The organism is Pseudomonas sp. JAI120, assembly GCF_014207255.1.
Taxonomy (GTDB): Bacteria; Pseudomonadota; Gammaproteobacteria; order Pseudomonadales; family Pseudomonadaceae; genus Aquipseudomonas.
Map to the genome: position 1 here is coordinate 1,976,994 of NZ_JACHCZ010000001.1, position 23,915 is coordinate 2,000,908.

The 23,915-nt window shown below is 61.4% G+C and carries 17 protein-coding genes and 1 other RNA gene; 7 read left to right on the forward strand and 11 right to left on the reverse strand.

Going from position 1 to position 23,915, the window contains the following annotated elements; all coding sequences use genetic code 11:
* Window positions 1-10: 10 nt before the first annotated feature.
* On the reverse strand, window positions 11-2,059 hold the full coding sequence (gene dnaX, locus HDC32_RS09330) for a DNA polymerase III subunit gamma/tau (protein WP_131699661.1): 2,049 nt from the start codon (window positions 2,057-2,059) through the stop codon (window positions 11-13).
* Between the two features lie 133 nt (window positions 2,060-2,192).
* Here dnaX and HDC32_RS09335 point away from each other — a divergent pair, with 133 nt between their 5' ends.
* Window positions 2,193-2,942, forward strand: a complete 750-nt coding sequence (locus HDC32_RS09335; protein WP_184743638.1) for an ABC transporter substrate-binding protein — start codon at window positions 2,193-2,195, stop codon at window positions 2,940-2,942.
* Between the two features lie 54 nt (window positions 2,943-2,996).
* Entirely contained in the window at window positions 2,997-3,368 is a 372-nt protein-coding gene (locus tag HDC32_RS09340) for a VOC family protein (protein ID WP_131699663.1), read from the forward strand.
* On the opposite strand, the gene HDC32_RS09345 is transcribed toward HDC32_RS09340, so the two are convergent.
* A complete protein-coding gene (locus tag HDC32_RS09345; protein ID WP_184743640.1) occupies window positions 3,282-4,241 on the reverse strand; it encodes a DMT family transporter in 960 nt (319 codons plus the stop codon). The two genes, HDC32_RS09340 and HDC32_RS09345, sit on opposite strands and share 87 nt — an antisense overlap.
* A 102-nt stretch (window positions 4,242-4,343) precedes the next feature.
* Here HDC32_RS09345 and HDC32_RS09350 point away from each other — a divergent pair, with 102 nt between their 5' ends.
* Window positions 4,344-5,207, forward strand: a complete 864-nt coding sequence (locus HDC32_RS09350; protein ID WP_184743643.1) for a LysR family transcriptional regulator — start codon at window positions 4,344-4,346, stop codon at window positions 5,205-5,207.
* Between the two features lie 64 nt (window positions 5,208-5,271).
* Here HDC32_RS09350 and HDC32_RS09355 read toward each other — a convergent pair whose 3' ends face one another.
* The 8 genes from HDC32_RS09355 to HDC32_RS09390 all read right to left on the reverse strand — a co-directional run bounded on the left by HDC32_RS09355 (window position 5,272) and on the right by HDC32_RS09390 (window position 16,444).
* Window positions 5,272-5,862, reverse strand: coding sequence for a hypothetical protein (locus HDC32_RS09355; protein ID WP_184743646.1), 591 nt, complete (start codon window positions 5,860-5,862; stop codon window positions 5,272-5,274).
* Between the two features lies 1 nt (window position 5,863).
* Window positions 5,864-6,910: an N-acetylmuramidase family protein gene (locus HDC32_RS09360; RefSeq protein ID WP_065924756.1), complete on the reverse strand. Its 1,047-nt coding sequence runs from the start codon at window positions 6,908-6,910 to the stop codon at window positions 5,864-5,866.
* 246 nt (window positions 6,911-7,156) lie between these two features.
* Window positions 7,157-7,253, reverse strand: an RNA gene (ffs, locus tag HDC32_RS09365) — signal recognition particle sRNA small type.
* A 145-nt stretch (window positions 7,254-7,398) separates the two neighbouring features.
* Window positions 7,399-8,565: a putative zinc-binding metallopeptidase gene (locus HDC32_RS09370; RefSeq protein ID WP_131699668.1), complete on the reverse strand. Its 1,167-nt coding sequence runs from the start codon at window positions 8,563-8,565 to the stop codon at window positions 7,399-7,401.
* Between the two features lie 119 nt (window positions 8,566-8,684).
* The gene (gene ligA, locus HDC32_RS09375; protein ID WP_184743649.1) at window positions 8,685-11,051 is read right to left on the reverse strand and encodes an NAD-dependent DNA ligase LigA; all 2,367 of its coding nucleotides are present in this window, start codon (window positions 11,049-11,051) and stop codon (window positions 8,685-8,687) included.
* Between the two features lie 86 nt (window positions 11,052-11,137).
* On the reverse strand, window positions 11,138-12,001 hold the full coding sequence (zipA, locus tag HDC32_RS09380) for a cell division protein ZipA (protein ID WP_131699670.1): 864 nt from the start codon (window positions 11,999-12,001) through the stop codon (window positions 11,138-11,140).
* Window positions 12,002-12,293: 292 nt separating this feature from the next.
* Window positions 12,294-15,782, reverse strand: coding sequence for a chromosome segregation protein SMC (smc, locus tag HDC32_RS09385; protein ID WP_184743652.1), 3,489 nt, complete (start codon window positions 15,780-15,782; stop codon window positions 12,294-12,296).
* A gap of 2 nt (window positions 15,783-15,784) precedes the next feature.
* The gene (locus HDC32_RS09390) at window positions 15,785-16,444 is read right to left on the reverse strand and encodes a GntR family transcriptional regulator (RefSeq protein ID WP_184743655.1); all 660 of its coding nucleotides are present in this window, start codon (window positions 16,442-16,444) and stop codon (window positions 15,785-15,787) included.
* Window positions 16,445-16,724: 280 nt separating this feature from the next.
* On the opposite strand from HDC32_RS09390, the gene xdhA reads away from it, so the two are divergent.
* From xdhA to guaD, 4 genes are all read left to right on the forward strand, one after another.
* On the forward strand, window positions 16,725-18,173 hold the full coding sequence (gene xdhA, locus HDC32_RS09395; protein WP_131699673.1) for a xanthine dehydrogenase small subunit: 1,449 nt from the start codon (window positions 16,725-16,727) through the stop codon (window positions 18,171-18,173).
* A complete protein-coding gene (gene xdhB, locus HDC32_RS09400; protein ID WP_184743657.1) occupies window positions 18,166-20,565 on the forward strand; it encodes a xanthine dehydrogenase molybdopterin binding subunit in 2,400 nt (799 codons plus the stop codon). Before xdhA ends, xdhB begins: the two co-directional genes overlap by 8 nt.
* Window positions 20,566-20,683: 118 nt before the next feature.
* A complete protein-coding gene (gene xdhC / locus HDC32_RS09405; RefSeq protein ID WP_131699675.1) occupies window positions 20,684-21,541 on the forward strand; it encodes a xanthine dehydrogenase accessory protein XdhC in 858 nt (285 codons plus the stop codon).
* A 7-nt stretch (window positions 21,542-21,548) separates the two neighbouring features.
* A complete protein-coding gene (gene guaD, locus HDC32_RS09410) occupies window positions 21,549-22,853 on the forward strand; it encodes a guanine deaminase (protein WP_131699676.1) in 1,305 nt (434 codons plus the stop codon).
* A 136-nt stretch (window positions 22,854-22,989) separates the two neighbouring features.
* Here the strand turns inward: guaD and HDC32_RS09415 are convergent, their stop codons facing one another.
* On the reverse strand, window positions 22,990-23,754 hold the full coding sequence (locus tag HDC32_RS09415; protein ID WP_015885332.1) for a GntR family transcriptional regulator: 765 nt from the start codon (window positions 23,752-23,754) through the stop codon (window positions 22,990-22,992).
* Between the last annotated feature and the right edge of the window lie 161 nt (window positions 23,755-23,915).

A 23,915-nucleotide genomic window follows, 5' to 3' on the forward strand; every position in this document is an offset into this window, starting at 1 on the left:
TAGCCCGGTGTCAGGACGCCTGGGGCACCGGGGCTTCGACAGGTTCAATTGTATCTTGGCGAACGACCGCACCGAACTGCTGCATCATTTGCTGGATGAGCGGATCGCCGTGGATCGAGTCCTCAGCCTCCCGCTGGCGGTTGATACGCCGGCGGGTCGCGGCCTGGGCCGGGGTTTCCTGCTCGGGCTTGATCAACTCGATGGTGATGGTCAGCGTGCGCCCATGGTACTGGTTCAGGGCATCGTTGAGGCGCCGCTGCTGGGTCGCGTTGAACAGGGCGCTGTGGGCCGGGTCCAGGTGCAACAGCCAGTGGTCGCCGTCAATGGCGATCAGGGTGCAGTTGGCGGCGATGCTGCCGGTCATGCCGGAAATCGGCAGTTTCGGGAACAGCTCCAGCCATTGCAGGGCCAGGCCGGTGGCCGGCGCCGCAGCGGGCTCTGCCTCGGGTTCCGGGGCCGGCTCGGCAGTGTGCTCGCTGGCCAGATCGTCCAGGTAGCTGTAGGCCGAATCCATGTCCGGCTCGATGTAATCTTCGTCCAGCGGCGGTTCGTCGTCGAGGTCGATGCCCGGGATTGCGGCTTCGACCTGGGCGACGGTCGGCTCGGGAACCGGCGCTGAAACCCACTCCGGGGCGGCCGGCACCACGCTGTCCGGCGTCGGTGCAGGCATCGGCGTCAGCTCGGGCTGCTCGCCGGCGGTTTCCAGTACCGGCTCGACATAGGGCTGCTGTTCGACCTCGACCTCAGCGTCTACCGGGTCATTCCAGGGCAGGTCGACCACAGGCTCGGGCTCGACAACCGGTTCCGGCTCGACCACTGCTGCCGCCACCACCGGTGCCGGCTCAGGCGCCGGTGCAACGGGGGCAGCAACCACTGGCGCGACCACCGCCGCGCCAGCCACTGGTTTGGCGGAATCAACTGTGGCCTGGCTGATCCCCACTGGCTTTAGCGGCTGTCTCGGCGCATCGGCCGAATCCGCCGGTCGGAACGCCAGCATCCGCAGCAGGACCATCTCGAAGCCTCCGCGCGGGTCCGGTGCCAAAGGCAAGTCGCGACGACCGATCAGGCCCATCTGGTAGTAGAACTGCACGTCTTCGGCCGGCAACGCCTGGGCCAGGGCCAACACGCGGTCGCGGTCGCCATGGCCGTTGTCGACACCTTCCGGCAACGCCTGGGCGATAGCGACGCGGTGCAGCACGTTGAGGATTTCCGAAAGCACGCCGTTCCAGTCGGGGCCTTGCTCCGACAGGTGGCGCACGGCCTCGAGCAACGCCTTGGCATCGCCCTCGATCAGCGCGTGCAGCACGTCGAACACCTGCCCGTGGTCGAGGGTGCCGAGCATAGCGCGCACATCGGCGGCCATGACCTTGCCTTCACCAAAGGCAATGGCCTGGTCGGTGAGGCTCATGGCATCGCGCATCGAACCATCGGCGGCGCGGCCCAGCAGCCAAAGTGCGTCATCTTCGAACGGTACGTTCTCGACGCCCAGCACGTGGGTCAAATGCTCCACCACGCGCTCAGGGGTCATATTTTTCAGGGAGAACTGCAGGCACCGCGACAGGATCGTTGCAGGAAGTTTCTGCGGATCGGTGGTGGCCAGGATGAATTTAACGTAGGGCGGCGGCTCTTCCAGGGTTTTCAACAAGGCGTTGAAGGAATGGCTGGAGAGCATGTGCACTTCGTCGATCAGGTAGACCTTGAAGCGGCCACGGCTGGGCGCGTACTGCACGTTGTCGAGCAGCTCGCGGGTGTCTTCGACCTTGGTGCGGCTCGCGGCGTCGATCTCGATCAGGTCGACGAAACGCCCTTCATCGATTTCGCGGCACACCGAGCAGGTGCCGCAGGGCGTCGAAGTGATACCGGTTTCACAGTTCAGGCATTTGGCGATGATGCGCGCAATGGTGGTCTTGCCCACCCCCCGAGTACCGGTGAACAGGTAGGCGTGGTGCAGCCGCTGGCTGTCCAAGGCATTGATCAGAGCCTTGAGCACATGGGTCTGGCCGACCATTTCGCGGAACGAGCGCGGACGCCATTTACGTGCAAGAACCTGATAACTCATCGAAAACCGTCGCAACTGGGAAGCGGAAGCCGGTAATGCTAGCGGAGCAAGGGGGAAATTGCATCCGGCACGCTCGCCTAATCTGACTAAGCTCTGCTGATTGGCCCCAAAAAGGCCTTAACCCGGAGAGTGTATGCGTGTAGTCCTGGGCGCTTTATGGATGATGACCACGGCTTGCCTGGCGGCGCCTGCACCGCTGCGTTTCTCGGTTTCCGACAGTTGGGCGATGCCCATGGTGCAACTGGACGAGGGGCGGCCCACCCAGGGCATTCTGTATGACTTGATGTTGAGCCTGGCCACCCAGGTCGGCCGTCCGGCACAGTTTTATGTACTGGCCCGGGCACGTATCTCGACGGCCATGGAGCATGGCGATATTGATGTGCGCTGTTATGTCACCCAGGCCTGGCTCAACAACCTGTCCGGCGACTACACCTGGAGCATCCCGTTGATGGTGCAGCGAAACGTGCTGGTGAGTAGCCACATTCCCACGCAGCCGGTGCAAGTGACCAGACTGGCACCTCAATCGATCGGCACCGTGCTCAATTATCGCTACGCCATCCTCGATCCGCTGTTTGCCAGCGGCCAACTCTCCCGCGACGATGCGCGCAGCGAAGAGCAGGTGCTGTACAAGCTGGTGGCCGGACGCTTCAAGTTTGCGGTGAGCAACGAATGGATCCTGGATCGTTTCAACCAGCGTATGCCGACCGGCACAAAACTGCATAAAGTCGCCGTGATCGATGAACAACGCGTGGGCTGCGCCGTGCGCAATGATCCGAACGTGCCGGTGCAGCAGATCCTGCGCACCTTGCTGCGCATGAAAATGTCCGGCGAAGTCGATGAAATTATCAAGCTGTACACCGGTGAGACTCCTGACAAGAACTGACAATGACGCCTTATAGAATCGGCGCCCTCACCCACCCGTTCTCAAGGAGCCCACATGAACACCGTCGCCCATTACTTCCTGCTGTACGTCGACAGCCCGGCCACCAGTGCCAACTTCTATAGCCGCCTGCTGGGCAAGCCACCGGTCGAATTGAACCCGACCTTTGCCCTGTTCATTCTCGACAACGGCGTAAAGCTCGGGCTGTGGTCGCGCCATACCGTCGAGCCGGCAGCCCAGCTCACAGGCGGGGGCGGTGAAGTGGGCTTCTCGCTGCCCGATACGGCCGCCGTGGACGCGCTGCACGACCAATGGGCAGAACGGGGCGCCGTCATTATCCAGTCACCGACGAGCCTGGACTTCGGCTACACCTTCGTCGCCCAGGACCTCGATGGCCACCGCCTGCGCGCGTTTTGCCTGAACGACTGACCGCCAGCGCCCCTCCAGGCTGATGGCCGCCACGCTGGCCAGCACGATCACAGCGCCCAGCATCACCCGCAAGGCAATGTGTTCGCCCAGCAACGTCGCGGCCATCACCATCGCCACCGGCGGGATCAGGTACATCGCCACCGACGCGCGACTGACCTCCACATGCTTCAACACATAACCCCAGGCCAGGTACGCCAGGGCGCTGGGGAAGATGCCGAGCACCAGCACCGCCAGGTTCTCCGGCAACGGCGCCTGCAGCACCGCCGCAGGCAGGCCCGGCAGGTTCACACACAACATCAGCGTGCCCGCCCACACCATGTAGCACGCCATGGTCAGTGGGCTGTAACGGTGGGCATAGTGTTTCTGCAGGGCGAAATACACGCTCCACGACACCGCCGCCAGCAGGATCAACGCGCCACGCGGGTCGATGTCACCCACGCCCTGATCGCCCCAGATCACCACCAGCACGCCGAGCAGGCCCAGCAACACGCAGCCCCAGCGCCAGGCGCTGACCCGCTCCTTCAAGCAGAAAAACGCGATCAGCACACTGAACAACGGCGCTGACTGCGCCAGAACACTGGACGCCGCCGCAGTCACCCATTGCTGTCCGTAGTTGATCGCGGTGTGATGCAGGAACACGCCGAAAAACCCCAGTACCAGTAACCAGGGCACATCACGCAAGCGCGGCCGGCCGATGCCCATCACCAGCGCCACGACGCCCATGAACACCGAGGCGATCAAAAACCGTAGCAATGCCAACTGGCCGGGACTGTAGCTGTGCAACCCCATGTGCACGCCAATCGGCGAATAGGCCCAACACAGGATGACGCTGGCGATGACTAGCGTAAGCTTTACGGGTGAAGGGGTATTCATCGACGGCGTCCAGAAACTGAGAAGGTGTGCCGTCAGTCTTGGCCCGGGTAAGGCGCAGGACAATTAACCGTTTCTGACTTCTGCAATCACTGGAACTGAGCAATGGAACTGGCCCAACTGAAAATGGTGCGAGCCGTGGCGCAAACCGGCAGCGTGGCCCAGGCCGCGGCGCAATTGCACCGCGTACCGTCCAACATCACCACGCGCATCAAGCAGCTGGAGGGAGAACTGGGCACACCGCTATTCATCCGCGCCGGGCGTGGGCTGGCCATCAGTGCTGCCGGTGAGATTTTCCTGGATTACTGCGAACGCATCCTGGCGCTGGTGGATGAGTCCAAACGCGCCGTGGACGCCAATGCCATTCCCCGTGGCACCTTGCGTATCGGCGCGGTGGAGTCCAGCGCCAGCGGACGCTTGCCGCCGCTGCTGGCGGAGTATCACCGGCGCTACCCCGATGTCAGCCTGGAATTGGTGACCGGCGCCTGGGGCCAACTGCTCGACGACCTGCAACACCATCGCCTGGATGTGGCGCTGGTGGCCGCCGGCAACAAGCGCACCAGGCTCGAACACAGCGTGGTCTACAGCGAACGCCTGGTGCTGATCGCCAGCGCGTCCAGTGACCCCATCAGTGGCGCCGAGGACCTCGCCGGGCGCACTTTGCTGGTCTGGCCACCCGGCTGCCCATATCGCGCGGCACTGGAAAACTGGGTCAAGCCCCATGACTTCAAGCCGACCATCGCCAGCTATGCCAGTTGGGGCACGATCATCGGCTGCGTCAGCGCTGGGATTGGCGTGGCGCTGGCGCCGGAAGGCATCCTCGCCCGCTACGAGCAGGCCAACCAGCTGGCGTCTTATCGATTTGAAGAACTGGCGGCCGTGGATAACCTGCTGTTCTGGCACAAGGACACCCAGCGGCATCTGGCCAGGGATGCATTTGCCGAGCTGTTGCGGGAGACTTTTGGCTGACACAAATCAAAAAGGTGGAACGGACTTGTCCCCTCCCACCTTTCGTTTTCAAGCATCTGCGCAATCAGCCTTCCGGAGCAGCCAACCTTGCGTACTGATCCTGACGGATCCAGCCGCTGAACGAGCGGTCGTCGGCATTGATGAACTCGACCTGGGCCCAACCGTCCTTGAAGGCCAGCACACCGACCACATCGCGCTTGACGATATACGGACGCTTGGCGGGCTTGGCGCCTGGGGTCTTCAGCAGGTAAGCCTTGTCGGCGGATACCGTCACCAGGCCGATCCATTTTTTGCTGGCGGTCTGGGTCAGGTCCAGGCCGGTGGCAATCTCCGGCATCAGCACGTTCATGCACCCAGGGTGCTGGCGGCCCTCTTCCACCGTCAGGGTCACGCCATCGGACGAAGGCGCCAGGCTGCCGGGATGAGCCTCATCGAGCCAAGTGGTGAGCGCCTCAGGTTTGCCTTGCAGGTAAAACGCGCAACGGCGGGTGACGCCCTCGCCCATGGCTTCAGAATAGAACCCTTCAACCTGATGTTCGGGCGTCACTGCCAGCATCAGCCCTTCGTACTTGCCCGAATGCAACGCAGCCGAACCGGCCAAGGCAGGGCCCACGGCGCACAACGACAACACACCTATCGCAAGAAAACGGATCATCCTATTTTTTCCCTTCAAGTTTTTCGTAGGCTTTTTGCATCAGGACGTCGTAGTTGCCGTAGTCCTCGCCGTTATAGTTACGCGCCATGCCGGTAAAATCCTTGGCTTTCATGGCTTTCATCAAGGCCGGGCTCTTGCTGCAAAAACCGAGGAACGCTTTTAGTTGGTTGCCGGCATTCACTTTTAATGCTGCCGAAAACTCAAACACCGTCTTGTAGCCGCACGATGCAAAGTTGAAGCCCATGATCTGGAACATACCCCACGACGCCGACATGAGTGCCGCTTCCTGGTCCAGGGCAAATGCGGTGGCCATGGTTTCCCAAGCCTTGGCCTGATCCTTGTTATTGGCCTGCCACTGCGGCCCGGCTTTTTTCTTGTAGGGGTAGGACAACAGCGGGTGCGCCTGGTCGTAGATGTGCTTGGTGTACTTGCGAAACAAGTGCCCTTCAAACGCGATCACCGGCAACTTGGCCGGGCCGAACCCCGAACGCCCACCTGATTCCACAGTGGCGAAGGCCTTGATGATATTCACCGAAATACCGCTCCCCAACTGCGTGGCGGCGTTCTGGAAGTCCGTTTCGCTGAGGGTCATGCCCCCGTCGCACGTGGCCTGGAGCATCAATTGCCGGTTACGCCGCTCGGCCTCGATCATCGCGCGCATGCGGTCCAGGTACACATTGACCGTGGCCTGCACCGCATCGCCCTGGTTGTTGCCAAATGCATTGAGAAAACTCGGTATGCGCATCGTCGGGAAGGCCTTCACCGGCACCTTCACCGCCTCCTCGATCAGGCTGTTGAACGTGCGACCGGTGGGGTCGACCACGCCATCGGGATGGGCATACTTGAGGTGGCGAAACTGGTATTGGCTGATGCACTGCACCAACTGGCCATCGCACTTGCCGTTTTCGGCCAATGGGAAACCCATCTTGGGAATGATCAGATTGAATAAATACTGGATGCACTGCACATCGGCGGGCAAGTTGCGGGCTTTACCCGGCGCACCTACCGAAGCACTGATAAGACGAGGTAACCCTTGCAGGCTTTTCAATACAGACATCCTTGTTAGTTAAAGAAGTGATAGCACTTCAATATCAAATCAGCACCACTGTCATATTCTGAAACAAGTGGCCGGCGGAAACTAACAAGGCGGTTTGGGGTTGTCCAGAGGGGTGTTGGAAAGTTGTGAAACAGCCGTCATCGACCGCGCAATAAAACATCGGCAGTTGACTGAAAATAAGTAATTTGGATTTGAATCGAAGGGGGGGGACCGCTGGGAAGAGCGTTATGGAGGCAACCCCACCAGCCACACCCCGGCACACAATGTTCCCGCTGTGGCTGCTGCCTTCCGGCTCTGACCAGGTTCACGGGTAATCGTTGCGGGGGGACCGATGGGGTCACCATAACGACGCTGGCCTCTCGGCAAGCGGGGCCATTGTACCGATCTCATCGGAAGTTACAACCGTTGGTGACGGATTAAAAATATGAAGGGGTTCAAGCACTTGCCATGCCATCGGCTTCCCCTTCCAGATTGGCTGATCATTGTGCCTGCAACACCTCATCCGCCCGACCGCCCTCTTCCTGGATCACCAGGTGAATGAAGTGCAGCTTGGCGATCACCGCCGGTGGCAGCACAAACGGGTAGAAATCCGGCTGGCCCATGGCACGGGAGAGTTCATTGAGCATGCCGGCCAGTTCGATCCAGGCGTTGACGAAGGACAGGAATGCAACACCGCCGGGATGCTCGGGGTCGTAGAGCGTGGTGAGGGGGAATGGCTGGTAATCCAGGTCCATCTCACGGGCGCTCATGCCAAAGCCCAGGGCGGTGTCGACGGCGTCCATCATGTGCAGGTAGTGAGCCCAGGTCTCCGCCCAGTCTTCCCAGGGATGCATGGTGGCGTAGGCACTGACGCTGGTTTGCTGCCAGTCGGGGCGCGGGCCGTTCTGGTAGTGCTGGTCGAGGGCGTCGGCGTAACTGGCGCGCTCGTCGCCGAACAACTGGCGAAAAGGCTCCAGCCAGTGGCTGTTGGCGATCAGGCGGTCCCAGTAATAGTGGCCGACCTCATGGCGAAAATGGCCCAGCAAGGTGCGGTAGGGTTCGCGCATCTGCACCCGGATTTTTTCGCGGTGGGCGTCGTCAGCTTCCTTGATGTCAAGGGTGACCAGGCCGTTGGCATGCCCGGTCATGGGCGCGTTGCCTTCCAGGTCGATGCCGACGAAGTCGAACGCCAGGCCGCTATCCTCGTCGACGCTCTTGGGCACTACTTGCAGGCCCAGGCTGATCAACTGCGCCACCAGCCGGCGCTTGGCGGTCTCCACCTTGCTCCAGCGCTCGGGGTTCTCCGGGATCGACAGGTCGGGGATGGTGCGGTTGAGGCTGCACGCCACACACAGCGGCGCAGTGCTGTGGGCGGGAATCAGCCAGTTGCAGGCCGCCGCGGTGTCGAGGTTGGCACAACGGCGAAAAGCGCCGGCGTCGAGGTTGTCGTCTTGCAGCCAGGTGCCTTCCACGGGCCCGGGCTGCAGGGAGGACAAGCGGCTTTGCTGCGGCTGATAGCCCAGCAGCGCCTGGCAGGCCAGGCATTGGCTGTTGCGAAAGAACAGCGCTTGCCCGCACCGACACTGCCACACCTTGCTGTTGCGCGAGGTTTCGGCCATGAACGGTGCAGCGATGCGCGAACTGAGTTGCTCGAAGTAGCGGAACATGGCGATCTCTCCCTGGGTGACTGAGACTAGATCATTTAGGACTCAGGATCGTTCCACTTTCCTTCTGGGGCTGCGTCGCAGCCCGGCGCGGGGCAAGCCCGCTCACCACAGGCGCCGCGTCAGACCGAAATATTGTGTTTGGCAAGGAACGCGACAAAGGCCTCTTCGTCCAGCACCTTCAAGCCCAGCTCGCTGGCCTTGGCCAACTTGGAGCCAGCACCCGGCCCGGCCACCACGCAATGGGTCTTCGCCGACACGGAACCGGCCACCTTGGCGCCAAGGCTTTCAAGCTTGTCCTTGGCCACGTCGCGACTCATCAGCTCCAGGGAGCCGGTGAGCACCCAGGTATGCCCAGCTTCGGGCAGGCCTTCGACCACCTTCTTCTCGCTCTGCCAGTGCATGCCGAAGTCCCGCAGTTGCTGCTCGATAGCCAGGGCGTGGCGAGCGTTGTCCGGGTTATCGAAAAACTCCCGCACGGCCTTGGCCTGCTTCTCCGGCAGCGCCTGGCGCATGTCGAGCCAGTCCGCCTTGATCACGCCTTCCAGGCTGCCGAACTTATCCGCAAGTTTCTGCGCAGCGCCGGGGCCCACCGAGGGTACATGCAGCTTGTCCAGGAAGCCGCCCAAAGTGGTACTGGCGGCGAACTCGGCGCTCAGTTCCCCCTGATCCTGCAATTGCAGGCCGCATTCATCAGGCGACAACAGCGCGCCGATCACGTCCTGGTTGTGGCTGTCTTCGAAGAAGCTGTGGATCTCATGGGCCACTTCCAGGCCCACATCCGGCAGGTACGTCAGCACTTCCGGCAAGGCTTTCTGCACGCGCTCAAGGGACGCCAGGGAGCGCGCCAGCACCTTGGCGGTCTCTTCGCCCACGTCGGGAATGCCCAGGGCGTAGATAAAACGCGCCAGGGTCGGGGTCTTGCTGTTTTCGATGGCGGTGATCAGCTTCTTGCTGGAGATATCGGCAAAGCCTTCCAGGTCGATGATCTGCTCGTATTTGAGTTTGTAGAGGTCGGCCGGCGAACCGATGAGTTTTTCATCCACCAGTTGCTCGATGGTTTTGTCACCGAGCCCGTCGATGTCCATGGCCCGGCGCGAGACGAAATGGATAATTGCCTGCTTGAGCTGCGCACCACAGGCCAGGCGCCCGACGCAGCGGTACACCGCACCTTCACTGACGGTTTCCTTGCCCTTGCTGCGCTTGACCAGCTGGGTGCGCTCCACATGGGAGCCACACACGGGGCAGCGCTCAGGGATCGGCACCGCACGGGCGTTTTCCGGGCGGCGTTCGAGGACCACCGACACCACCTGCGGGATTACATCACCAGCACGGCGGATGATCACGGTATCGCCGATTTTCACGCCCAGGCGCGCGACTTCATCCATGTTGTGCAGGGTGGCGTTGGACACGGTGACACCCGCGACCTTGACCGGCTTCAAGCGCGCCACCGGCGTCACGGCACCCGTGCGGCCGACCTGGAATTCCACGTCGAGCAGCTCGGTGAGTTCTTCCATGGCCGGGAATTTGTGCGCGATGGCCCAGCGCGGCTCGCGGGCGCGGAAGCCCAGCTCACGTTGCGAGGCAATGCTATTGACCTTGAACACCACGCCGTCGATTTCATAGGGCAGGCTGTTACGCCGCTCGCCAATATCGCGATAGTAATCGAGGCACTCCTGGATACCCTTGGCCAACTTCAGCTCATGGCTGATGGGCATGCCCCACTGCTGCAACTGCTTCAGGTTGCCGATATGGGTGTCGCTGATATCCGCGGTCACCTGGCCGAGGCCATAGCAGCAGAATTCCAGCGGACGACTGGCGGTGATCTTCGAATCCAACTGGCGCAGGCTGCCCGCCGCAGCGTTGCGCGGGTTAGCGAAGGTCTTGCCGCCGACTTCCATCTGCGAAGCGTTGAGCCGCTCGAAACCGGCCTTGGACATGAACACTTCGCCGCGCACTTCCAGGGTCGCCGGCCAGCCGCTGCCATGCAGTTTCAACGGGATATTGCGCACGGTGCGCACGTTGACGCTGATGTCTTCGCCGGTGGTGCCGTCGCCTCGGGTGGCGCCGCGTACCAATTCGCCATCCTGGTAAAGCAGGCTGACCGCGAGGCCATCCAGCTTCGGCTCACAGCTGTATTCCACCGCCGCGCCACCGCCGAACAGATCGCCCACGGGCAGGTCGAGACCCTCGGTGACCCGGCGATCGAACTCAAGCATGGTGGTTTCATCAAACGCGTTGCCCAGGCTGAGCATCGGGATCTCATGGCGTACCTGAGTAAAGGCGGACAACGCCGCACTGCCGACCCGCTGCGTCGGTGAATCACGCGTCACCAGGTCCGGATGCTCGGCCTCCAGGGCCTTGAGCTCGTGGAACAACCGGTCGTACTCGGCGTCCGGAATGCTCGGCTCGTCGAGGACGTGGTAACGGTAGTTGTGCTGATCCAGTTCAGCGCGCAGTTCGAGGATGCGGGTGTGGGCGGCGGTCATGGGTGTTCTCTCATAAAGCAAAAGAGCAGCCGAAGCTGCTCAAATGTTGGTGCGCTTATTCTAATGACAACGCTGGAAACCAATCCTCAGCGTTTCTGTGTCAGGGCGCGACGCTCGAACTCGACGATGCGCTGACGGTAGTGTTCGATGGTCTGGGCGGTCAGGACGCTGCGTTGGTCGTCCTTGAGCTCGCCGTTGAGTTCCTGTGACAGCTTGCGGGCAGCGGCCACCATCACGTCGAACGCTTGTTTCGGGTGACGCGGGCCCGGCAGGCCGAGGAAGAAGCTCACCGCAGGGGTACTGAACAGGTCAATGTCGTCAAGGTCGAAGGTGCCTGGCTTGACTGCGTTAGCCATGGAGAACAGCACTTCGCCGTTGCCGGCCATGCTTTCGTGGCGGTGGAAAATATCCATCTCGCCAAAGCGCAGGCCGCTTTCGAGGATGTTCTGCAACAGCGCCGGGCCCTTGAAGCCGGCCGCGTCGCGGCAGATCACGCTGATCACCAGCACTTCTTCAGCGGCAGGCTGATCGTTGACCGATTGACGCGGCGCATTCTTGCCAGCGTTTTCATCCGGGAAATCATCGTCGCGGCTGCTGAAGCTCGGGCCTTCATCGACATCGAGGTTCAGGTCACCCTGATGCGGTTCGGCAACGCTGGCGCTGCCACGCTTGCCACGCTTGGAGGATGGCTCGCGGGCTTCACGCACCGGCGCGCTCATCGACGGCAAGTCATGCTCGTCCAGTTGCGGTTCCTTATGGGTATCCAGCACACGGGGCGGCCCCAGCAGCTCGGCGCTGCCGTCGTCGTCAGGCAAGTTGGACAGGTTGCGGTCCAGACGGAATTTGAGCTTGCCCTTGCCACCGCGCATGCGGCGCCAGCCATCAAAAAGAATACCGGCAATCACAATGATGCCGATGACGATCAGCCACTCGCGCAGACCGATTTCCATGTAATCCCGTGCCTCTAATAAAAAATGCTGAAAAATAAGGGGTTTAGCACCGTGCAAACCGCTTTAAAACGTGGCGCCAACTCTATGTTCTGACTGACGTTTTGCCCACGCATACGAAAAATTGACATTAAACTAGCACGACCAAAGATAACTTTACACAGTTGACGCGAAATGTGTCGAATTGCCAGCTTTCAGGCATAGTAGGCAATCTCCTACAGCAGGCGCCGACTGTGAGCTACAAGCCCTGAGCTACAAGCTTCAAGCCAACTCACTTGCTGCTTGAAGCTTGCCGCTAGGCGTCCACCATCGCCATCGCTTCTTCGACATCCACAGCGACCAAACGTGAACAGCCCGGTTCATGCATTGTCACCCCCATCAACTGATCAGCCATTTCCATGGCGATCTTGTTGTGGGTGATATAGATGAACTGCACCGTCTGGGACATCTCCTTGACCAGTCGCGCATAGCGTCCAACGTTAGCGTCATCCAGTGGTGCGTCAACTTCGTCGAGCATGCAGAACGGCGCCGGGTTCAACTTGAAGATGGCAAACACCAGGGCCAATGCGGTCAGGGCTTTTTCGCCGCCGGACAACAAATGGATGGTGCTGTTCTTCTTGCCCGGAGGCCGCGCCATGATCGTTACCCCTGTATCGAGTAGATCTTCGCCCGTCAGTTCCAAGTAAGCGCTGCCACCACCGAAAACTTTCGGGAATAACGCCTGTAAACCGCCATTAATCTGATCAAAGGTATCTTTGAAGCGGTTACGGGTTTCCTTGTCGATCTTGCGGATCACGTTTTCCAGGGTGTCCAGGGCTTCCACCAGGTCGGCGTCCTGGGCATCCAGATAACGTTTACGCTCGGACTGCTGTTGGTATTCATCGATGGCGGCGAGGTTGATCGCGCCGAGTCGCTGGATACGTGCGGCAATCCGTTCAAGTTCTTCTTCGGCCTCTTTCTCGTTGGCCAGGGCGGTCAAGGTGTTGAGCACGCCATGCAAGTCGTAGCCGTCTTCGAGCAATTGGTCTTGCAGGGTCTTGCGGCGCACGGTCAAAGCTTGCCATTCCATGCGCTGTTGTTCGAGCTGGCCGCGAATCAGCTGGGATTGCTGCTCGGCCTGGGTCCGGCGTTTTTCCGCATCGCGCAGTTCGCGATCGGCATCTTCCAGGGCGATCTGCGCGGTCTTGAGTTCTTCGTCGACGGTCATGCGTTTGTCGAGCAACTCTTCAAGCTTGAGGCGCAACTCTTCCAGCGGCGCTTCGCCCTCCTCCAGGTTGAGACTCAGTTGCTCGCGCTTTTCGGTCAGGCGTTCGGACTGCATTTCCAGGCGTTCAAGAGCCTGGGCCGTGGAATTGTGCTGGGCCTTGAGCGAACCCAGGCGCACTGCCAACTGATGGGCGTGGTCCTTGTGCTGGCGGGCTTCCTGGCGCACACGATCAAGGCGCTCGCGCAGGCTGTCACGCTGGGCCAGCAGCAGTTCACGCTGCTCGGTGTCCAGGGCCATGCTGTCGAGGGCTTCCTGCAATTGCAGGCGCGCTTCGCCGATCTGTTCGTGTTCGAGGGCGCGCTGCTCGCCCATCTCCGCCACTTCTTCGTCGAGGCGGGTGCGGCGCAGGGTCAGTTGCTCGGCCTTGGCTTTGCTCGCGGAGAGCTGCGCTTTTAATTCGCCTTGCTGGCGCGCTTCGTCCTGCAACAGGCGGCGCAGGTGTTCGCGGCCGGTCTCTTGCTGGCGCTGGGTGGCGCGCAGGGTTTGCAGTTCGGTTTCGAGGCTTTCCAGGGTGGCTTCGCGCTCTTCACGCTCGGCGATCAGGTTGACGATTTCCTGGCCACGGGCCAGAACGCCGCTTTCCGCTTCACTGGCACGGCGCACTCGCAGGAAGTGGCGGCCGACCCAGTAACCGTCGCGGCTGATCAGGCTTTCGCCGGCAGCCAGTTGACCGCGCTGGGCCAGGGCCTGCTCCAGGGACTCCACCGGTTTGACCTGGCCCAGCCACGGCGACAGGTCAATTGCCGCCTCGACCTTGTCCAGCAGGCTGCCCGGCACCCGCGTGCCATCAGCGGCGGGGCTGAGCAAACGCAGGTCACCCTGGGTAAAACCGGCCAGGTCGAAGCCGCCAAAATCATCCACCAGCACGGCTTGCAGGTCGGCGCCTAAAACGGTCTCTACCGCCAGCTCCCAACCGGCTTCAACCTTCAAGCCTTCGGCCAAACGCGGACGCTCGGCCAGGTGCTGATCACGCAGCCATTCGGCGGTGCCGGTGCCTGGGTCCAACGCCGCTTGCTGCAAGGCTTCAAGGGACGCCAGCCGGCCATTGAGCCGCTGCAAATCGCCCTGGGCCTGCTGCTGGGCCTGGGTCGCCTGTTGCAGTTGCTGACGCAGTTGCTCCAGGCGCTCCACTTGTTGTTCTTCGCTGGCTTCCAGCTCCTCCAGCGTCATTTCGCTTTCGGCCAGTTGCTCGCTGAGTTCCATGATCGCCGCGTCTTCCGGGTCGGCGGCAAGCAGCACCCGCTCTTCCTGCAGACGACGCTGGCGTTCGGCCAGGCGTTCCATGCTGGTTTCCAGTTGCTGGATGCGCGACTGCTGCACCTCGGCCTGGCGCCGCGGTTCGGCAGATTGCAGGTTGAAGGCGTCCCACTGCTCCTGCCAACCGTGCATGGTGGTTTCGGCTTCTTCCAGCGCAGCGGCGGCCTCTTCGGCGGCGGCGTTGGTGATCTCCTGCTCGGGGGTGAGCATGTCCAGCTCTTCGCCCAACGTCAGCAGCAAGGTGCGGTCGTGGCCCAGGTGCGATTCGGTTTCCAGGCGCGCGCGTTCGGCTTCCTTCAAATCGTCCTGCAACTGACGCAGGCGCTGCTGGCCGTGCTGGATGCTTTGCTCGACCCGGGCGATATCGCCGCCCACCGAATAGAAGCGGCCCTGCACCAGATTGAAGCGTTCGGACAGGTCATGGTGCCCGTCGCGCAGGCGCTCGATGGCGGCGTCGGCATTGCGCTGCTCGGCCACCAGGGCCTCGAAGCTTATTTCCTGGGTGCCGATGATCGCTTCGCGCTGGCCCACTTGGTCATTCAGCGCCTGCCAGCGCAGGGCCGACAGTTGCGCCTTGAGCTGGCGCTCTTCGCCCTTGTATTCCTGATACTTCTCGGCAGCCTGGGCCTGGCGGTGCAGGCGCTCCAACTGGCGCTCCAGCTCTTCGCGCAGGTCGGTGAGGCGGGCAAGGTTTTCATGGGTGCGGCGGATACGGTTTTCGGTCTCGCGGCGGCGCTCCTTGTACTTGGAGATACCGGCCGCCTCCTCGATAAAGTTGCGCAGGTCTTCGGGCTTGGCTTCGATCAGCTTGGAGATCATGCCCTGTTCGATGATCGAATAGCTGCGCGGGCCCAGGCCGGTGCCGAGGAAGATGTCGGTAATGTCCCGGCGTCGGCACTTGGTGCCGTTGAGGAAGTAACTGTTCTGGCTGTCGCGCGTCACCTTGCGGCGGATGGAGATTTCCGCGTAGGCCGCGTATTCGCCGATCAGGGTGCCGTCGGAGTTGTCGAACACCAGTTCGATGCTGGCCTGGCTCACTGGCTTGCGGCTGGTGGAGCCGTTGAAGATGACGTCGGTCATCGACTCGCCACGCAGGTTTTTTGCCGAGCTCTCGCCCATCACCCAGCGTACGGCGTCGATGATGTTCGACTTGCCGCAGCCATTGGGCCCGACCACTGCCGCCATGTTACTGGGGAAGTTCACCGTGGTCGGGTCGACGAAGGATTTGAACCCCGCCAGTTTGATGCACTTGAGCCGCACGCTTAGGCGTCCGCCAACGCAGCGATGACCAGCGAGCTGCTGCGCTCGCAGTAGGCCGACAGCACCTGGCGAATCTGCAGCAGGTCACGGGCGAGCACGGCGGCGAGCAGTTGCTCGAACAGCGCCAGGTACTCACTCATGGACGCCTTACGCTGATCCAGGGCCAGGTAATAGGCGCGGTTCATCGCTGGCTGCAGGTTCTCGACGGTTTCCTGCAAATACGGGTTGTTGGCAAAGGGGTACGCGGCGCGCATCACATTGAAGCATTCTTCGACAAAGGCGCGGATGTCCTGGCGCTCGAAATTGCCCACCAGACGCTGCTGGATCTGCACGAACGGCGCCATGTCGGCCTGGGACTGCCAACCCTGGGCAACCGCATTGCCGAGCAGGATATACAGCTCGCTCATCAGCGTGCACAGGCTCTGCACCTTGTGCGCAGTGAGTTCGGTGACGTGGGCGCCACGGCGCGGCAGGATCGCAATCAGGTGGCGGCGTTCGAGGATCAGCAAAGCTTCACGTACAGAGCCACGGCTGACATTGAGCGCCAGCGTGACTTTCTGCTCCTGGATCCGCTCCCCAGGCTTGAGATCGCCGCGAATGATACGTTCGGCGAGGTGATGAGCGATTTGCTCGGCGAGACTGTCCGGCGCCTTGAACGTCATGTTTTCCCTTCAAAATCTTCTATCGATACAAGCGCGGCAGTGTAGCGCATTGGCCCGCTGATGGCGCTACGCCCACGGTGGCGAATTTGGCATGAAATAAGCAGCACTGAAAACCCACACGCCCCCAAAAACGCCGGTTTCAGAAGACTGAACCATAATTGAAAGTGTTGCGATCGCAATTTCCTGACCTTCTGGTCAGAAAATCGTTGACCGAAAAGTCAGACATGACTAGATTCGGCGCAAAGCGGTTAACAACAATAATGAGTCTGCGAGGCCTTCCGTGATCCAGTTTTTACTTAACCAGGAACTCCGTAGCGAGCACGCCCTGGACCCCAACCTCACCGTGCTCAACTATCTTCGCGAGCATGTGGGTAAACCCGGTACCAAGGAAGGCTGCGCCAGCGGCGACTGCGGCGCGTGCACCGTGGTGGTCGGCGAGTTGCACACCGACCCTCAGGGCGTTGAGCAGATCCGTTATCGCAGCCTCAATTCCTGCTTGACATTTGTCTCGTCGCTGCACGGCAAACAACTGATCAGCGTCGAAGACCTCAAGCACCAGGGCCAACTGCACAGCGTGCAACAGGCCATGGTGGAGTGCCACGGTTCGCAATGCGGCTTTTGCACCCCAGGTTTTGTGATGTCGCTGTTCGCCCTGCAAAAGAACAGCGACGCTCCCGACAGCCAAAAAGCTCACGAAGCCCTGGCCGGCAACCTGTGCCGCTGCACCGGTTATCGGCCGATCCTCGCCGCCGCCGAACAGGCCTGCTGCAATAAACCGGTGGACCAGTTCGACAGCCGCCAGGCCGAGACCATCGCCCGCCTCAAAGCCATCGCGCCGACCCAAACCGGTGAACTCAACAGCGGCGACAAACGCTGCCTGGTGCCACTCACCGTTGCCGACCTGGCCGACCTCTACGATGCCTACCCCCAAGCCCGCCTGCTGGCCGGCGGCACCGACCTGGCCCTGGAAGTCACCCAGTTCCACCGCACCCTGCCGGTGATGATCTATGTCGGCAATATTGAAGAGATGAAGCGCATCGAGCGCTTCGACGACCGCCTGGAAATCGGCGCCGCCACGGCCCTCTCCGACTGCTACACCGCGCTGCACCACGAATACCCGGATTTCGGCGACCTGCTGCACCGCTTCGCCTCCCTGCAAATCCGCAACCAGGGCACCCTCGGCGGCAATATCGGCAACGCTTCACCGATTGGCGATTCGCCGCCGCTGCTGATAGCCCTCGGCGCGCAGATCGTGCTGTGCAAAGGCAACGTGCGCCGTACGTTGGCGCTGGAAGACTACTTCATCGACTACCGTGTGACGGCGCGCCAGGACAGCGAGTTCATCGAGAAAATTATCGTTCCTAAAGGCCACGCGTTGTTCCGTGCCTACAAGGTTTCCAAGCGCCTGGACGATGATATTTCCGCCGTCTGCGCTGCATTCAATCTGAAGATCGACAACGGTGTGATCAGTGAGGCCCGCGTCGCCTTTGGCGGCATGGCCGCCACGCCAAAACGCGCGAAAAGCTGCGAAGCCGTGTTGGTCGGCGCCACTTGGAACGCCGCCACCGTCGAGAAAGCCTGCGCCGCCCTGGCCGAGGACTTCACCCCGCTGTCGGACTTCCGCGCCAGTAAGGAATACCGCCTGCTCAGCGCGCAGAACCTGCTGCGCAAATACTTCATCGAACTGCAAACGCCGCACATCGAGACTCGGGTGACCGCTTATGTCTAACCATCACACCGTGGAAAAAACCCAGGCCGAACTGGCCGCGCTGTTTGCCCAGGACCTGACCTCCGGGGTCGGCCGCAGCGTCAAGCATGACAGTGCCGCCAAGCACGTATCCGGTGAAGCGCAGTACATCGATGACCGCCTGGAATTCCCCAACCAGTTGCACCTGTATGCGCGCATGTCCGACCGCGCCCACGCCCGGATCATCAGCATCGACACCGCGCCCTGCTATGCCTTTGACGGCGTGCGCATCGTCATCACCCATGAAGACGTGCCGGGCCTCAAGGACATCGGCCCGCTAATGCCCGGCGACCCGTTGCTGGCCATCGATACGGTACAGTTCGTCGGCCAGGTCGTTTTGGCCGTGGCTGCCCGCGACCTGGACACCGCACGCAAGGCCGCGATGGCCGCGGTGATCGAATACGAAGACCTGGAGCCCGTGCTGGATGTGGTCGAGGCATTTCGCAACAAGCATTTCGTACTCGACAGTCACACCCACCAACGGGGCGATTCGGCGGGCGCGCTGGCCACGGCGAAAAACCGTATCCAGGGCACGCTGCATATCGGCGGCCAGGAACACTTCTACCTGGAAACCCAGATCTCATCGGTGATGCCCACCGAAGACGGTGGCATGATCGTCTACTGCTCCACGCAGAACCCCACCGAAGTGCAAAAGCTGGTGGCCGAAGTGCTGGACGTGTCGATGAACAAGATCGTCGTCGATATGCGCCGCATGGGTGGCGGTTTTGGCGGCAAGGAAACCCAGGCCGCCAGCCCGGCGTGCCTGTGCGCGGTGGTGGCGCACCTCACCGGCCAACCGACCAAGATGCGCCTGCCGCGCGTCGAAGACATGCTGATGACCGGCAAACGCCACCCCTTCTATATCGAATACGACGTGGGCTTCGACGACAGCGGTCGTCTGCACGGGATCAATCTGGAGCTGGCCGGTAACTGCGGCTGCTCACCGGACCTGTCCAACTCGATCGTCGACCGCGCGATGTTCCATGCCGACAACTCTTATTACCTGGGCGATGCCACGGTGAACGGCCATCGCTGCAAGACCAACACCGCGTCCAACACCGCCTATCGCGGCTTCGGTGGCCCGCAAGGCATGGTCGCCATCGAGGAAGTGATGGACGCCATTGCCCGTCATTTGGCGCTGGACCCGCTGGCGGTGCGCAAGGCCAATTACTACGGCAAGACCGAGCGCAACGTCACCCACTACTACCAGACCGTCGAGCACAACATGCTCGAAGAGATGACCGCCGAACTTGAAGCCAGCAGCCAATACGCCGAGCGCCGCGAAGCGGTTCGCCTGTACAACGCCCACAGCCCGATCCTGAAAAAAGGCCTGGCGCTGACGCCGGTCAAGTTCGGTATCTCGTTCACGGCGAGCTTCCTGAACCAGGCGGGCGCGCTGATCCATATCTACACCGACGGCAGCATCCACCTGAACCACGGCGGCACCGAGATGGGCCAGGGCTTGAACACCAAGGTCGCGCAAGTGGTGGCCGAAGTGTTCCAGGTGGACATCGACCGCGTGCAGATCACCGCCACCAACACCGACAAGGTACCCAACACCTCGCCGACCGCTGCCTCCAGCGGTGCGGACCTGAACGGCAAAGCCGCGCAGAATGCCGCCGAAACCATCAAGCAACGCCTGGTAGAATTCGCCGCGCGCAAGTACGACGTGAGCGAAGCGGATGTGGAATTCCACAACGGCCATGTGCGCGTGCGCGACCAGATCCTGACCTTCGAGGCGTTGATCCAGCAGGCGTATTTCGCCCAGGTCTCGCTGTCGAGTACCGGCTTCTACAAGACCCCGAAAATCTTCTACGACCGCAGCCAGGCGCGCGGTCGGCCGTTCTATTACTTCGCGTTTGGCGCTGCCTGCTGCGAAGTGATCGTCGACACCCTGACCGGCGAATACAAGATGCTGCGCACCGACATCCTTCACGATGTGGGCGCCTCACTGAACCCGGCCATCGACATCGGCCAGGTGGAAGGCGGCTTTATCCAAGGCATGGGCTGGCTGACCATGGAGGAGTTGGTGTGGAACAACAAGGGCAAGCTAGAGACCTGCGGCCCGGCCAGCTACAAGATCCCGGCGGTGGCCGACATGCCTTTGGATTTGCGCGTGAAGCTGGTGGAAAACCGTAAGAACCCGGAAGACACGGTGTTCCACTCCAAGGCCGTGGGCGAGCCACCGTTCATGCTCGGGATAGCCTCGTGGTGCGCGATCAAGGATGCGGTGGCGAGCCTGGGTGACTATCGCCATCAGCCGAAGATTGATGCGCCGGCGACACCGGAGCGGGTGTTGTGGGGGTGTGAGCAGATGCGCAAGGTGCAGACGGCGACAGCTGTCGAGACTGAAACTGAAATGGCTTCGCTCTAGACCGAGGCGCTGCCATCGGGGACAAGCCCCCTCCCACATTTGAAGGTATTCACAGATCAAAATGTGGGAGTGGGGCTTGCCCCCGATGACGGCCTGACAGACACCACAAGAGGTGACTATGAACAACTGGATCAGCGCCCTCGCCGACCTGCAAAACCAGGGCGAACCCTGCGTACTGGTGACCATCATCGAAGAGCTCGGCTCCACGCCGCGCAATGCCGGTTCGAAGATGGTGATCAGCGCCGCGCAGACCTTCGACACCATCGGCGGCGGGCACCTTGAGTACAAAGCGATGCAGATCGCCCGCGATATGCTCATGCGTGGCCAGCAGAATACCCACCTGGAGCGCTTCAGCCTCGGCGCGAGCCTGGGCCAGTGCTGCGGTGGCGTCACCGTGTTGCTGTTCGAACCCATGGGCCAGGTCCAGGCGCAGATCGCCGTATTTGGCGCCGGCCATGTCGGCCGCGCGCTGGTGCCGTTGCTGGCGACCCTGCCGTGCCGGGTGCACTGGATCGATTCGCGCGAGCAGGAGTTTCCGGATCATATCCCCCACGGCGTGCGTAAAATCGTCAGCGAAGAGCCGGTGGACGAAATCGCCGACCTGCCGGTGGGCAGTTACTGCATCGTCATGACCCACAATCACGCGCTGGATCTGGAACTGACCGCCGCCCTGCTCAAGCGCAATGACTTTGCCTACTTCGGCCTGATCGGTTCCAAGACCAAACGCGTCAAGTTCGAACACCGCCTGCGCGATCGCGGCTTCGACGCCGCGCAGTTGCAACGCATGCGCTGCCCCATGGGCCTCACCGAGGTGAAGGGCAAGTTGCCGGTGGAGATCGCCATCTCCATCGCCGGCGAAATCATCGCCACCTATAACGCCAATTTCGGCCAGCACACCGCGAGCGCCGAACCCATTGCCAAATTGCTCCCGGCCTCGCGCCGCAGCCAAGCAATTCCTTCTTTTGCCAAGAATTGAGATCACCATGCCTTTGACTCGCAAAGCCTACCGTGCCGCCATCCTGCACAGCATCGCCGACCCCGCCATCGTTGGGATCGAAGCCTCCTACGAGTATTTCGAAGACGGCTTGCTGGTGATCGAAAACGGCCGGATCAGCGCCGTTGGCCATGCTGGCGACCTGCTGCCGACCTTGCCTGCCGACATCGACATCACCCACTACCAGGATGCGCTGATCACCCCGGGCCTGATCGACACCCATATCCACCTGCCGCAAACCGGCATGGTCGGCGCGTATGGCGAGCAGTTGCTGGACTGGCTCAACACCTACACCTTCCCGTGCGAAAGCCAGTTCGCCGACAAGGCCCATGCCGAAGAAGTCGCAGACATTTTTATCAAGGAACTGCTGCGCAACGGCACCACCACCGCACTGGTGTTCGGCAGCGTGCATCCGCAGTCGGTGAACGCTTTTTTTGAAGCGGCGGAAAAACTCGACCTGCGTATGATCGCAGGCAAGGTGATGATGGACCGCAACGCCCCGGATTACCTCACCGACACCGCCGAATCCGGCTACCGGGAAAGCAAGGCGCTGATTGAACGCTGGCACGGCAAGGGTCGCCTGCACTATGCGGTCACACCGCGTTTTGCGCCGACCAGCACGCCGGAGCAATTGGCGCTGGCCGGGCAACTGTTGGGCGAGTACCCGGACTTGTACATGCAGACGCACATCAGTGAGAACAAGCAGGAAGTCGAGTGGGTAAAGGCACTATTCCCCGAGCGAAACGGCTATCTGGACGTGTACGACCACTACAAGCTGCTGGGCGAGCGTTCGGTGTTTGCCCACGGCGTGCACCTGTGTGATGACGAATGCGCGCGGTTGGCGGAGACGGGGTCGGCGGTGGCGTTCTGTCCGACCTCGAACCTCTTCCTCGGCAGCGGCCTGTTCAACCTGCCGATGGCCGAGAAACACACACTCAACGTTGGCCTGGGCACCGATGTGGGCGGCGGCACCAGCTTCTCACTGCTGCAAACCCTCAACGAAGCCTACAAAGTCATGCAATTGCAGGGCGCGCGGTTGAGCCCGTTCAAGTCGCTGTACCTGGCCACCCTCGGTGGTGCGCGGGCGCTGCGCCTGGAAGACAAGATCGGCACGTTGCAGCCGGGCACCGATGCAGACTTCCTGGTGCTGGATTACAACGCCACGCCCCTGCTGAGCTATCGCTTGAAGCAGGCCAATAACATTGCCGAGACGTTGTTTGTGTTGATGACGCTGGGGGATGATCGGACGGTGTTGCAGACCTATGCGGCCGGCCAACTCGTGCACCAACGCTGATCTCAACCGCCACACAAAACCAAATGTGGGAGGGGGCTTGCTCCCGATGGCAGTGGTTCAGTTAGTAATGTGTTAACTGAACCACCGCTATCGGGAGCAAGCCCCCCCACATTTTGTCCCGGGTGAGCCGGGGAAATTACAGCTTTATCGAGGAGCGCCCCGGCTTCTTGGTCTGCAACAGATGCGAGAACACCGCATGCAAATCATCCGACGCACTTTCCTCGTCGAGGTTGAGCTTGCTGTCGATGTGATCCATGTGATGCATCATCAAATTCACCGCCAGCGCGGCGTCCCGTGCTTCGATCGCATCGATCAGCTGTGTATGTTCATCGTAAGAGCAGTGCGAGCGGTTGCCGCTTTCATATTGGGCGATGATCAACGAAGTCTGGGACACCAGGCTGCGCTGGAAGCTGATCAGCGGCGCGTTTTTCGCCGCTTCGGCCAGCTTGAGGTGGAATTCGCCGGAGAGGCGGATGCCGGCACCGCGATCGCCGCGGGAGAAGCTGTCGCGCTCATCGTTGACCATCTGGCGCAGTTCGGCCAGTTGCTCGGCGGTGGCATGCTGCACTGCCAGCTCGGTGATCGCTCGCTCTACCAGCCGCCGGGCCAGGAACACCTGGCGCGCTTCTTCCACGCTTGGGCTCGCCACCACCGCGCCACGATTGGGCCGCAGCAACACCACGCCTTCATGGGCCAGGCGCGACAGGGCGCGGCGAATGATGGTGCGGCTCACGCCGAAGATTTCGCCCAGTGCCTCTTCGCTCAATTTGGTACCGGGTGCCAGGCGCTGCTCGAGGATCGCCTCGAAGATATGCGCATAGACGATATCGTCCTGGGTTCCGCTGCGACCGGCCTTACCGGCTCGCGGTTGTTTCTTGAGAGGTTGCAACTGTTCGTTCATGGGCACTCGGGTCGGGAGAACGGCGGCGAATTAACGGTAATACGGCAAATTCAAGGTAATACGGCAACACTGGGTCGCTGGCAAGTACCACCTAAAAACACGGCACATTGTACACAACCCACTGCGCCAACACACTGTACGGCTGTTTGCGGTGCCGTCTG

Bases quoted from the DNA above. Each gene is read 5' to 3' on its own strand.
- dnaX (WP_131699661.1), bottom strand. From the start codon at position 2,059: ATGAGTTATCAGGTTCTTGCACGTAAATGGCGTCCGCGCTCGTTCCGC.
- HDC32_RS09335 (WP_184743638.1), top strand. From the start codon at position 2,193: ATGCGTGTAGTCCTGGGCGCTTTATGGATGATGACCACGGCTTGCCTG.
- HDC32_RS09340 (WP_131699663.1), top strand. From the start codon at position 2,997: ATGAACACCGTCGCCCATTACTTCCTGCTGTACGTCGACAGCCCGGCC.
- HDC32_RS09345 (WP_184743640.1), bottom strand. From the start codon at position 4,241: ATGAATACCCCTTCACCCGTAAAGCTTACGCTAGTCATCGCCAGCGTC.
- HDC32_RS09350 (WP_184743643.1), top strand. From the start codon at position 4,344: ATGGAACTGGCCCAACTGAAAATGGTGCGAGCCGTGGCGCAAACCGGC.
- HDC32_RS09355 (WP_184743646.1), bottom strand. From the start codon at position 5,862: ATGATCCGTTTTCTTGCGATAGGTGTGTTGTCGTTGTGCGCCGTGGGC.
- HDC32_RS09370 (WP_131699668.1), bottom strand. From the start codon at position 8,565: ATGTTCCGCTACTTCGAGCAACTCAGTTCGCGCATCGCTGCACCGTTC.
- ligA (WP_184743649.1), bottom strand. From the start codon at position 11,051: ATGACCGCCGCCCACACCCGCATCCTCGAACTGCGCGCTGAACTGGAT.
- zipA (WP_131699670.1), bottom strand. From the start codon at position 12,001: ATGGAAATCGGTCTGCGCGAGTGGCTGATCGTCATCGGCATCATTGTG.
- HDC32_RS09390 (WP_184743655.1), bottom strand. From the start codon at position 16,444: ATGACGTTCAAGGCGCCGGACAGTCTCGCCGAGCAAATCGCTCATCAC.
- xdhB (WP_184743657.1), top strand. From the start codon at position 18,166: ATGTCTAACCATCACACCGTGGAAAAAACCCAGGCCGAACTGGCCGCG.
- xdhC (WP_131699675.1), top strand. From the start codon at position 20,684: ATGAACAACTGGATCAGCGCCCTCGCCGACCTGCAAAACCAGGGCGAA.
- guaD (WP_131699676.1), top strand. From the start codon at position 21,549: ATGCCTTTGACTCGCAAAGCCTACCGTGCCGCCATCCTGCACAGCATC.
- HDC32_RS09415 (WP_015885332.1), bottom strand. From the start codon at position 23,754: ATGAACGAACAGTTGCAACCTCTCAAGAAACAACCGCGAGCCGGTAAG.